This window comes from Streptomyces sp. ML-6 (assembly GCF_030116705.1).
Taxonomy (GTDB): Bacteria; Actinomycetota; Actinomycetes; order Streptomycetales; family Streptomycetaceae; genus Streptomyces.
The window spans coordinates 1703954-1715585 of sequence record NZ_JAOTIK010000001.1; the positions used below are offsets into that span (position 1 = coordinate 1703954).

An 11632-nucleotide genomic window follows, 5' to 3' on the forward strand; every position below is an offset into this window, starting at 1 on the left:
GATGAGTCGCTGCTCAAGAAGCGGATAGTTTGTTCCAACATACGGACACCATCGATGACGGTGGAGTGGGTCGCAGTCGGATGATCGGCGCCCTGGGAGCCGCGGAGAGCAGGCGTCGTTGCCCGCGGTGTCCACCACTCATGCCCGGCGGCGGAGGAATTGAAACCACCAGGTAACGACTACTTATGTGTAGTCCTGCATAGCGACTCATTTTACGCCGGTGGGGCCGGTCCCGCCCAGTGGCGGCCACCAAGACGTACGTCACACGGGTGACGGACGCGTGACGGGCGGTGGACGCGTGGTGGGTGCGGGCGGCGTGGGGACGCCTCGCGGGCGCGGGCGGCGGGGGGCGCCTCGCGGGGCGTGCCGGAATGCGGGCACGCGACGGGCGGTGGACGCGTGATGGGCGGGCGCGCCCGTCCTGGGTGCGCCCGCCCGGTTCCGGGACGGTTCAGCCGCCGACGGCCACGCCGAACAGTGTGCCCAGCCCGTAGGTGACGGCCGCCGCGGCGCCGCCCAGCGTCAGCTGGCGCAGCCCGCTGTACAGCCAGCCGCGCGCCGTCACCCGGGCCACCACCGCGCCGCAGGCGAACAGCCCGGCCAGCGCCAGCAGCACGGCCGGCCACAGCGCGGTCGCACCGAGCAGGTACGGCAGCACGGGCAGCAGCGCGCCCAGCGCGAACGCACCGAACGACGAAACCGCGGCGACGAGCGGCGAGGGCAGGTCGGCCGGGTCGATGCCGAGCTCCTCGCGGGCGTGTATCTCCAGGGCCTGTTCCGGGTCGCGGGACAGCTGCCGCGCGACCTCGCGGGCGAGCTCCGCGTCGACACCGCGAGACTCGTACAGCTCGGCGAGCTCCCGTTCCTCGTCCATGGGGTGCTTGCGCAACTCGCGCCGCTCGACGTCGAGTTCGGCCTCGACGAGCTCACGCTGCGAGGCGACGGAGGTGTACTCGCCGGCCGCCATGGAGAACGCGCCGGCGGCCAGGCCCGCCAGTCCGGTGATCACGATCGTCTGCTGGGAGACGGCACCGCCCGCGACGCCGGTCATCAGCGCCAGGTTGGAGACCAGCCCGTCCATCGCCCCGAACACCGCCGGACGCAGCCAGCCACCGTTGACGTCGCGGTGGGTGTGGTTGTCGCGGTGCGCCTCGTGCAGTACGGCGTCGGTCTCGATGATGGCCACGGCTCTTCCCCTTCTCCGGCAGCGGGATTCACCCGTTCCACCCCCGCTCGACACCATCGAAAGTACGCGCGAAAAATGGCTCCCGCCAGCAAGGCAGGCCGTACTTACCACCCCTCTGACCAGGTAAGTAAGGCCTTCCTTGCCATTTCTGACACACCATCCGAACCGTCATCCGACTGGCCCTTTTGTGGTGATGACCGGCCTCTGTCGACGCTTCGCGTGGCACAGATCCGAGGAGGTAGGAGAACTGACTCGGTGTGTGCGAAGGGTCGACGCCATGGAGTTGATCGCAGGAAGTCCGGCCGGGCCGCGGCCGGACGGCACGGGAGCGACGGTCCACGACGGGGCGGACGCGACGGGTCGGCACGACGCGGAGGCGGACCGGCACGGTACGGAGGCGGCGGGTGGGCGCGGTACGGAGGCGGCGGCTCCGGACGGCGCGGGCCGGGGCCTGGAGGGGCAGGACCTGGCGGGGCGGGCGGACCTGGGTGACCGGGCACGCGGCTCCCTGCTCGGTCTCGCGGTCGGCGACGCGCTCGGCGCACCGGCGGAGAACCTGCGGCCGTCCGAGATCCGCCGCCGCTGGGGCCGGATCGAGGGCTTCGTGCGCGAGGACCCCGCGGGCACGGACGACACGGAGTACGCGATCTTCTCCGGGCTGCTGCTCGCCCGGCACGGTTCCGCGCTGACCGTCACGCACGTGGAGCGGGCCTGGCACCTGTGGATCGCCGACCTGGACGAGGGCCCGTTCCGCGGGGCCGGGTTCAGCGAGCGGGGGACGCTGGAGAACCTGCGCCGGGGGCTCGCCGCCCCGATCTCCGCCCAGCACCGGCACGCCTGGAGCGACGGACTGGCGATGCGGGCGGCCCCGTTCGGCGTCTTCGCGGCGGGCCGGCCGGACGAGGCGGCGCGGCTGGTCGCGGTGGACGGCCGGGTCAGCCACGACGGGGAGGGCATCTACGGCGGCCAGGCGGTGGCGGCCGGGGTGGCCGCGGCGATGACGGGGGCCGGAGTCGCCTCGGTGATCGCCGCCGCGCTGTCCGTCGTCCCGATGGACTCCTGGACGGCGCGTTCGCTGCGGCGCGCGGTGGCGGCGGCGCAGCGCGGCTACCCCGACCGGCTGACCATGGAGCGCGCGGTGCGCTCCGCCGTGGTCGTCGGCGGCTACCCCTGGACGGACCTGGCGCCCGAGGCGGTCGGGCTGGCCTTCGGCGCGTTCGCCGCCGCGCGCGGGGACTTCCGTACGGCGGTGCTGACCGCGGTCAACATGGGCCGCGACGCGGACACCACGGCCGCGGTGGCCGGGGCCCTGGCCGGTGCCCTGCACGGGATGTCCGCGATCCCGCGGCACTGGGGGGAGGCGATCGGCCCGGTCCGGGGCAGCTGCCTGCCGACGATGCGGGGCCACCACGTCCTGGAGATCGCGGAGTTGCTCACCCCGGACGACCCGGAGAACACGGAGGACACGAGCGGCCCGGGCGACGTGGGCGGTGCGACTGATGCGGACGGTACGACTGATGCAGGCGTGGTCCCGGCGGACGGTACGGCCCCGGCCTCGCCCCGGCCCCGACCCCGGCCCCGACCCCGGCCCCGCCCCCGTAACGGCACACCCCCGGCCCCGACCTCCGCCCCACCCCCTGCCGAACCCGCCCCCGGCCTCGCCGTCCCACACGAGGCTCCCCCCTCCCCCGTCCCCCGGCTCCGCGTCCGGACCGGTCCGGGGCGGCGGGCCAGGATCGAGGGGCTGCTGCTCGGGCTCGCCGCCGGGGACGCCGCCGGGTGGCCCGCCGCCCGGCACCGGGCGGCCCGGATGCCCGAGTGGACCCGGCGCCTGACCCGGGAACTCGACACCTTCGCCGAGCAGAACGCCACGACCACGCTGCCCGTCCCCATCGCGCTCAACCAGCCGCCCGAGCCCCTGCGGCTGGGCCCGTCCGACGACGCCGAATGGGCGGCGTTCGCCGCCGGTACCCTGCTCACCTCCGCGGTCGGCCCGCTGCACGGGCTGTCCCCCGGGCGCCGGATGCGGGCCGCCGTCGACGTCGCCTGGAACGCGCTGGCCGCCGAGGTCGCCGCGGCCGCCGCCCGCGCCCCCGAGGTCGAGTCCGCGGTGCTCCCCCTGCGCGCCCGGATCTCGGTGCGGGCCGGCCTCGGCAACCTCGCCGCCGGGCTGCGTCCGCCCGCCACCGGCCACGACAACCCGCACTACTTCGACGACGCGGCCTGCGTACGGGCCGCCGTGCTCGCCGTCGCCCATCCCGCCGACCCCGCCGCCGCGGCCGGGCTCGCCGAGTTCGACGCCCGCTACACCCAGGACGGCGACGGGGTGCACGGCGCCCGCGCCATGGCCGCCGCGATCGCCGAGGCGCTGGGCGGCGCGGACGTGGACACCGCGGTGAACGCCGCGCTCGCCCAGCTCCCCGACGGCACGGAGATCGCCCGCAACGCCGCCCACGCGGTCCGGATCGCCCGCGACTTCGTCGGCGAGGAGGCGGGCGCGTTCGCCCTCGTACCGGTGCTGGAGCACCAGATCGTCGACCACGTCTACAGCTACGGGATCGCCGCGGCCGAGACCGTCCCGGTCGCCCTCGCCCTGGCCACCGCCGCCCGCGGCCGGATCGCCCAGGCCGTTCCGGCGGCGGCGTGCCTGTCCCGGGTGGCCGACTCCGCACCGGCCCTGGCGGGCGCGCTGACCGGTGCGCTCGGCGGCATCGGCACCGTTCCGGACGGCTGGCGCGAGTCCTGCCGCACCCTGGCCGGATGCGCGCTGCCCCGGCTCGCGGGCACCGATCTCATCGAACTCGCCGGGCTGCTGGCAGACACGGAACCGAAGCCCTCGGGTGGACAATTCGGACATGACATCCATGACGGCCAGTCGGTCCGCGACGGGACCCACGGCACTCACACTCGATGAACGGATCACGGGCGCGCTGGTCGGCGCCGCGGTCGGTGACGCGCTCGGCGGCCCGGTCGAGGGCCGGTCGCCCGAGCAGATCGTGGCCCGCCACGGCGGCCGGATCGACGGGATCGTCGGCCCGTGGGACGGCGACCGGTGGCGCACGGCGCGCCCCGTCGCCCCGTACCACAAGGGCGACGGGCACGTCACCGACGACACCCTGATGACCCATGCGCTGGTCCGGGTGTACGAGGCCGTGCGCGACCACCTCGACGCGTACGCGGTCGCCGACCACCTCGTGCCGGAGCTGATCACCAACCTCCGCTGGATTCCCGAGCTGGAGGCCGAGGCTCTGCCGCTCCAGCGGATCTTCCTCGCCGAGAAGTGGATCGTCGCCCGGCTGCACTACGGTCACGTCGATCCGCGCGAGGCGGGCTGCGGGAACATCGTCAACTGCGGTGCGGCGATGTACATGGCCCCGGTCGGCCTGGTCAACGCCGCCCACCCGGAGGCCGCCTACGCCGAGGCGCTGGACGTCGCCGGTGCCCACCAGTCCAGTTACGGCAGGGAGGCTGCCGGGGTCTTCGCGGCGGCCGTCTCCGCCGCCTGTGCCCCGGGCGCGACGCCCGCCGGCGTCGTCGAGACCTGTCTGTCGCTCGCCAAGGACGGCACCCGGGCGGCCATCGAGGCGGTGTGCGAAACGGCCGGCCGGTACGACGACTTCGAGTCGGCGCTGGGGCCGCTGCGCGCCGCGGTCGCCCCCTTCGACACGGTCGGCCCGGACTACCGCGCCCCGTCCCTCGCCGCCCGCCGGCCGTCCCGGCTGCACGCCATCGAGGAACTCCCGATCGCGCTCGGCATGCTGCTCGTCGCGGGCGGCGACTACCGGCACGCGGTGCTCGGCTCGGTCAACTACGGCCGGGACTGCGACTCGATCGCCACGATGAGCGGCGCCCTCGCGGGTGCGCTCGGCGGCGAGCGGGCCGTCCCCGCCGACTGGGCACGGACCGTCGCCGGGGCCAGCCGGCTCGACCTGCACGCCCCCGCCCGGACCCTGGCGCAGGTCGCCCGCGAGGTGTTCGCACGGGACGCGCTCCGGCGCCGCGCGCACGAGTCGGCGTTCGCCGCACTGGTGGGCACGGCATGACGGTACGGGTGACCTGGGTGCAGCCCGAGGACCTCGTCGGCCACGAACTGCGCCAGGCGGCCGAGGACGGCCGGGACGCCCGGGCCGTCGCACGCCGGTGGTACGAGGCGGGCGGCGCCCCCGCCCCGGAACGCGCGGGCGCATCCACCCCGCCGGCCCCGGAACTGCGCGCGCTCGCCGAGCGGCTGCTCGACGAACTCGCCCTGCTGGAGTCACCGTTGCGGAACGACGAGCCGACCGAGTGGGCCGAGGTCCGGGCCGCCTGCCCCGACTGGCCGGCCCCGCGCACCGACCCGCCACCGGCGGACCGGGACCGGCTGCACGCCGCCTGGCTGGGCCGGGCGGCCGGCTGCCTGCTGGGCAAGCCCGTCGAGAAGCTGCCGCTGGACGGCATCCGCGCGCTCGCCCGCGCCACCGGCAACTGGCCGTTGACCACCTGGTTCACCGCCCGGGGGCTGCCCCCCGCGCTGGCCGCCACCTACCCCTGGAACCGTCGCTCCGCGTCCTGCTCGCTGGCCGAGAACATCGACGGCATGCCCGAGGACGACGACCTCAACCACCCTTTGCTGACCCTGCTGCTGCTCCGGCGTCACGGTCCGTCCTTCACCACCGGCGACCTCGCCCGGCTCTGGCTCGACGAGCTCCCGGCGGGCCGGACGTTCACCGCCGAGCGGGTCGCGTACCGCAATCTGCTGGACGGGGTCGAGCCCCCGCACACGGCCAGGTACCGCAACCCGTTCCGGGAGTGGATCGGCGCGCTGATCCGGGCCGACGTGCACGGCTGGACGCACCCGGGCGACCCGTCGGCCGCGGCGGAGCAGGCCCACCGGGACGCCGTCCTCAGCCACACCGCCAACGGGGTGTACGGGGCGATGTTCACCGCCGCCGCGCTCGCCGAGGCGGCCGGGGGCGGGAGCGACGTGCACGCGTGCCTGGTCACCGGGCTGCGGGTCGTGCCGCCGCGCTCGCGGTTCGCGCACGCGGTGCGCTTCGGGATCGGGGCGGCCCGCGCGGGCGGTGACTTCGACGCGGTGGCCGACCGGCTGCACGCCGAGTACGGCGGGTACCACTGGGTCCACGTGCTGCCCAACGCCGCCCTGCTCGCCGCCGCCCTCACTCATGCCGACGGCGACTTCTCCGACTCCATCTGCCGTGCGGTGTCGGGTGGTTGGGACACCGACTCCAACGGTGCGACCGCCGGTTCGCTGGCCGGTCTGCTGGCCGGCGGGCCGGACCGGCTGCCCGGCCGCTGGACCGCCCCGCTGAAGAACCGGCTCGCCTCGTCCGTCCCCGGCTTCGACTCCGTCGGCTTCGACGAACTCGCCGGACAGACCCACCGGCTCGCCCAGAAGGAGGCATTGTGCCCATGACCGGCATCGCGGTGCTCGGCAGCACCAACATGGACCTCGTCGTCCGCGTAGCACGGGCCCCGGGGCCCGGGGAGACCGTCACCGGACGGGAGCTGCGCACCGTTCCCGGCGGCAAGGGCGCCAACCAGGCCGTCGCCGCCGCCCGCGCGGGCGCCGACGTGATCATGATCGGCGCGGTCGGGGACGACGAGTACGGCGCCCGGCTGCGGTCGAACCTGGAGCACGCGGGCATCGACACCGACCTGCTGCACACCACCGAGGGCCCCAGCGGCACCGCGCACATCGTCGTCGACGACACGGGCGCCAACTCCATCGTGGTGATCCCCGGCGCCAACGGCACCGTCACCGCGCTCGGCCCCGGCGAGATGGCCGCCATCGCGGGCGCCGAACTGCTCCTCCTCCAACTGGAACTGCCGATGTCCGCCGTGATCGAGGGCGCGCGGGTGGCCCACGCCCAGGGCGTGCGGACCCTGCTCACCCCGTCCCCCGCGCAGCCGCTGCCGTCCGAACTCCTCGACTGCGTCGACCTGTTGATCCCCAACGAGCACGAGGCGGCGGCGCTCACCGGCTTCACCGATCCCCACGCGGCGGCGCGGCACCTGCTCGGCCTGGTCCCCGTGGTCGTCATCACGCTCGGCTCGCGGGGCTGCCTGTACGCGGCCCGGGGCGGCGAACCCGTCCTCTTCCCCGCCCCCGAGGTCACCGCCGTCGACACCACCGGGGCGGGCGACACCTTCGTCGGCACGCTCGCCGTGGCGCTCGGCGAGCGACGGCCCGTGCCCGAGGCCCTGGCCTGGGCCTCGTCGGCCGCCGCGCTCTGCGTGCAGCGGCCGGGCGCCTCCACCTCCATGCCGTACCGCGGGGAGATCGACACCGCATGAACAGGACCGCACAGGAACCTCCGACCGGACAAACACCTCCGACCGCACAGGCACCCCTGACCGGAGGACAAACACCTCCGGCCGCGCAGGGGCCCCTGACCGGGCTGCGGGTCATCGATCTCGCCACGCTCTTCGCCGGTCCGCTCTGCGCCACCCTGCTCGGTGACTTCGGCGCCGAGGTCATCAAGGTCGAGCACCCGAGCCGGCCCGACCCCTCCCGCGGCCACGGTCCGACGAAGGACGGCATCGGGCTGTGGTGGAAGCTGCTGGGCCGCAACAAGCGCAATCTGACCCTCGACCTGTCCGCCCCGGGCGGCCGGGACGTCCTGCTCCGGCTGGCCGCCGGGGCCGATGTGATCGTCGAGAACTTCCGGCCCGGGACGCTGGAGCGCTGGGGGCTCGGCTGGGCGGAACTGCACGCCGCCAACCCCCGGCTGGTACTGGCCAGGGTCACCGGCTTCGGCCAGTTCGGCCCGTACGCGCACCGCCCCGGCTTCGGCACCCTGGCCGAGGCGATGAGCGGGTTCGCCGCGATCACCGGGGAGCCGGACGGCCCGCCGACGCTGCCGCCGTTCGGGCTCGCCGACTCGATCGCGGCCCTGGCCACCGCGTACGCCGTGATGACCGCGCTCGCCGGGCGCGACCGCACCGGGCGGGGACAGGTCGTCGACATGGCGATCATCGAACCGATGCTGACCGTGCTCGGCCCGCAGCCCATCTGGTACGACCAGCTCGGCTACGTGCAGCCGCGCACCGGCAACCGCTCCCGGAACAACGCGCCGCGCAACACCTACCGCACGTCGGACGGGCACTGGCTGGCGGTCTCCACCTCCGCGCAGTCGATCGCCGAGCGGGTGATGCGGCTGGTCGGCCGGGCAGAGCTGATCGACGAGCCCTGGTTCGCGTCCGGCACCACCCGCGCCGAGCACGCCGACGAACTCGACGAGGCGGTCGGCGACTGGATCGCCCGGCACACCCGCGAGGAGGCGGTCGCCGTCTTCGAGAAGGCGGAGGCGGCCATCGCGCCGATCCACGACGTCCGGGACGTGATGGAGGACCCGCAGTACCGGGCCCTGGACTCGGTCACCGAGGTCGACGACCCGGAGCTGGGCCCGCTGCGGATGCAGAACGTCCTGTTCCGGCTCTCCGCGACACCGGGCTCGATCCGCTGGGCGGGCCGGCCGCACGGCGCGGACACCGAGGAGATCCTGACCGGGCTGGGCCTGTCGGGGGCGGAGATCGCCGCGCTGCGGGCGGAGCGTGTCCTGTGACCTCGACGGTGCCGCTCACCTGGCTGTACGTCCCCGGGGACCGGCCGGAGGTGGTGCGCAAGGCGCGCGACTCGGGGGCGGACGTGGTGATCGTGGACCTGGAGGACGCGGTCGCCCCGGACCGCAAGGAGTACGCGCGCTCGGCCACCGCCGAGCTGCTGTCCGAGCCGGCCGGCGAGGGGTCCGTGCCCCTGCACGTCCGGGTCCACGCGGAGGCGGACGTGCGCGCCCTCGCCGGGTTGCCGGGCCTGGCCGGGCTCCGGCTGCCCAAGATCACCCACGCGGCGTCCGTCCACCACATCGCGGCGGTGGCCCCGGGGGTGGCGCTCTGCCCGCTGCTGGAGTCGGCGCTGGGCATCGAGCACGCGTACACGGTCGCCGCCGCCCACCCCCAGGTGCGCTCCATCGCCCTCGGCGAGGCGGACCTGCGGGCCGATCTGGGCGTACGGGACGACGCCGGTCTCGACTGGTCGCGCAGCCGGGTCGTGGTCGCCGCCCGCGCGGCGGGGCTGGCGCCGCCCACCCAGTCGGTGTTCCCGGACGTCCGGGACCTGGAGGGGCTGTGGTCGTCCTGCGCCCACGGCCGGGAGCTGGGCTTCCTGGGCCGGGCGGCGATCCATCCCCGTCAGCTCCCGGTCATCGAGCGGGCGTTCCGTCCGACGGCGCGGGAGGTCGAGGCGGCGCAGGAGATCGTGGCGGCGGCGGTGACGGACGAGGGTGCGCTGGCCCTGCCGGACGGCCGGTTCGTCGACGCGGCGGTGGTCGCGTCGGCGCGCAGGACCCTGGCGCTGGCCGCGCGGGCGGGGTGAGGAGGGGCGCGTCCCGGGACACGCGCCGGGCCCCGGACCGTTCGGTCCGGGGCCCGGCGCTTCGGCGTGTGCGGCCGGAGCGCGCTCAGCCGTTCTTCGCGGCCTTCGCGGTGTCGTCCTTCTCCGCCGCCCGTTCGTCGGCGTCGTCGTCGGTGCTCGCCGCGGTCCCGTCCGCCCCGGCCTTCTTCCTGGCGTCGGCCGTGTCGGCCGCGTCGTCGCCGTCCTTCGTGAGCTCGACGGAGGCGTCCTTCGCGGTCTCGACGGCGGCGTCCTCGGCACCGTCCTTCGCGCTGTCCCCGGCCTTCTCCGCGTCCTCGGCGGCGCCCGGCTCCACGATCTCCTCGCGGCCCGGCCGCAGCTTCGCCGAGATGACGATGTACACCACGGCCAGCACGAACACGATCAGCGCGGTCCACACGTTCAGGCGCAGGCCCAGGATGTGGTGGGCCTCGTCGACCCGCATGTACTCGATCCAGCCCCGGCCCGCGCAGTACGCGGCGACGTACAGGGCGAAGGCCCGGCCGTGTCCGAGCTTGAAGCGGCGGTCCGCCCAGATCACCAGCAGGGCGACGCCGATGCACCACAGCGACTCGTACAGGAACGTCGGGTGGTACGTGCCGGCGACCCGGTTGGGGCCGTCGCTGATCTCCAGCGCCCACGGCAGGTCGGTCTCCTTGCCGTACAGCTCCTGGTTGAACCAGTTGCCCCAGCGGCCGCAGGCCTGGGCCAGAGCGATGCCGGGGGCGAGCGCGTCGGCCCAGGCGGGCAGCGGGATGCCGCGGCGGCGGCAGCCGATCCAGGCACCGACGGCACCGAGCGCGATCGCGCCCCAGATGCCGAGGCCGCCCTCCCAGATCTTGAAGGCGTCGACCCAGTTCTCACCCTCGCTGAAGTACAGCTGGTAGTCGGTGATGACGTGGTAGAGCCGGCCGCCGACGAGGCCGAAGGGCACGGCCCAGACGGCGATGTCGGCAACGGTGCCGGATCTGCCGCCCCGGGCGACCCAGCGCTTGTTGCCGAACCAGACGGCGAGGAAGACACCGATGATGATGCAGAACGCATAGCCGCGGAGCGGGATCGGGCCGAGCTCGATCACGCCGGTCGACGGACTGGGAATGAAGGCAAGGTCCATGGCAGGGTCGACGCTACCCTGCCGGGTGGGGCGTACCGCAACCCACCCGACAACGTCTGGGTAACGGGCGGGGCCCCGCCCCCGCCCCTCCCCGCCCCTCGTCGCGGTCCGGTCAGGAGCCCGACGGGGCCGGGGTGGCCGTGCCCGGCTTCTTGCCCTTGTTGGCCTCGGCCACCCACTTCTTCAGGTTGGCCACGGTGATCGGCTCGTCGCCCTTCTTCGGGAAGATCGGCTCCCCGTTGAGCAGGGCGGTCGGTGTGCCCTGGAATCCGCCGTTCTGGAACGCCGTGTTGGACTTCCGGACCCAGCTGTCGTGCTTGCCGTCGTTCACACAGCTGCGGAAGGCGGGGGTGTCGAGCCCCGGCACCTTGCCCGAGAGCTCGATCAGCTTGTCGTTGTCGCCGAAGGCGTCGTCGGCCTCCTGCGGCTGGTTGCGGTAGAGCACGTCGTGGTACGCGGAGAACTTGCCGACGTCCTGCGCGCAGGCCGCCGCGTTGGCCGCGCGCAGCGAGCCGCTGCCGCCGAGATTGCCGTCGATGATCGTGGCGAGGTGGTACTCGGTCTTGATCTGCCCGGTGCTCTCCAGCTGGTGGATGGTGTCGCGGAACGCGTTCTCGAACTGGGCGCAGACCGGGCAGCGGAAGTCTTCCCAGATGGTGAGCGTGGACGGGGCGTCGTCCGCGCCGACCCGGATGGCCAGGCCGTCCTTGCCCGTCGCGCCGGAGGGCACGACCGCGGGGCCCGCCGTGTCGCTCTTGCCGCTCTTGCCGTTGGTGTTCGCCGCGATCACGCCGACGACGGCGGCCAGGCCCAGCACGCCGACCACGGCGGCGGCGACGATCAGCGTGCGCCTGCGGCGCTCGCCGGCCCGCTCGCGCTCGCGCTGCTGGACGAGCCGCTCTCGCGCGGCCCTTTTTCCCTGTTCGTTCTTCTCGCTCAC

General features: G+C 74.6%; 9 protein-coding genes and 1 pseudogene. 7 read left to right on the forward strand and 3 right to left on the reverse strand.

Annotated elements, in window-relative coordinates:
- Positions 1–451: 451 nt before the first annotated feature.
- On the reverse strand, positions 452–1186 hold the full coding sequence (locus OCT49_RS07535; protein ID WP_148834307.1) for a VIT1/CCC1 transporter family protein: 735 nt from the start codon (positions 1184–1186) through the stop codon (positions 452–454).
- A 277-nt stretch (positions 1187–1463) separates the two neighbouring features.
- Here OCT49_RS07535 and OCT49_RS07540 point away from each other — a divergent pair.
- From OCT49_RS07540 to OCT49_RS07570, 7 genes and pseudogenes are all read left to right on the forward strand, one after another.
- Positions 1464–2507, forward strand: a pseudogene (locus tag OCT49_RS07540) (ADP-ribosylglycohydrolase family protein); the annotation flags it as partial.
- 414 nt (positions 2508–2921) lie between these two features.
- Positions 2922–4100 (forward strand): ADP-ribosylglycohydrolase family protein, encoded by a 1179-nt coding sequence (locus tag OCT49_RS07545; RefSeq protein WP_283855702.1) that lies wholly within the window; start codon positions 2922–2924, stop codon positions 4098–4100.
- Positions 4042–5229 (forward strand): ADP-ribosylglycohydrolase family protein, encoded by a 1188-nt coding sequence (locus OCT49_RS07550; RefSeq protein ID WP_283851112.1) that lies wholly within the window; start codon positions 4042–4044, stop codon positions 5227–5229. The genes OCT49_RS07545 and OCT49_RS07550 overlap by 59 nt, the downstream gene beginning before the upstream one ends.
- Positions 5226–6599 carry an ADP-ribosylglycohydrolase family protein gene (locus tag OCT49_RS07555; protein ID WP_283851113.1) on the forward strand — a complete coding sequence of 458 codons (1374 nt, stop codon included), beginning with the start codon at positions 5226–5228 and terminating at the stop codon, positions 6597–6599. Before OCT49_RS07550 ends, OCT49_RS07555 begins: the two co-directional genes overlap by 4 nt.
- Positions 6596–7480 carry a ribokinase gene (gene rbsK, locus OCT49_RS07560; RefSeq protein WP_283851114.1) on the forward strand — a complete coding sequence of 295 codons (885 nt, stop codon included), beginning with the start codon at positions 6596–6598 and terminating at the stop codon, positions 7478–7480. Before OCT49_RS07555 ends, rbsK begins: the two co-directional genes overlap by 4 nt.
- Positions 7477–8751, forward strand: coding sequence for a CaiB/BaiF CoA transferase family protein (locus tag OCT49_RS07565; RefSeq protein ID WP_283851115.1), 1275 nt, complete (start codon positions 7477–7479; stop codon positions 8749–8751). Before rbsK ends, OCT49_RS07565 begins: the two co-directional genes overlap by 4 nt.
- Positions 8748–9560, forward strand: a complete 813-nt coding sequence (locus tag OCT49_RS07570; RefSeq protein ID WP_283851116.1) for an HpcH/HpaI aldolase/citrate lyase family protein — start codon at positions 8748–8750, stop codon at positions 9558–9560. The genes OCT49_RS07565 and OCT49_RS07570 overlap by 4 nt, the downstream gene beginning before the upstream one ends.
- Before the next feature lie 85 nt (positions 9561–9645).
- Here OCT49_RS07570 and lgt read toward each other — a convergent pair whose 3' ends face one another.
- Both lgt and OCT49_RS07580 read right to left on the reverse strand, forming a co-directional pair.
- Positions 9646–10692 carry a prolipoprotein diacylglyceryl transferase gene (gene lgt, locus OCT49_RS07575; protein WP_283851117.1) on the reverse strand — a complete coding sequence of 349 codons (1047 nt, stop codon included), beginning with the start codon at positions 10690–10692 and terminating at the stop codon, positions 9646–9648.
- Between the two features lie 112 nt (positions 10693–10804).
- A complete protein-coding gene (locus OCT49_RS07580; RefSeq protein ID WP_283851118.1) occupies positions 10805–11632 on the reverse strand; it encodes a DsbA family protein in 828 nt (275 codons plus the stop codon).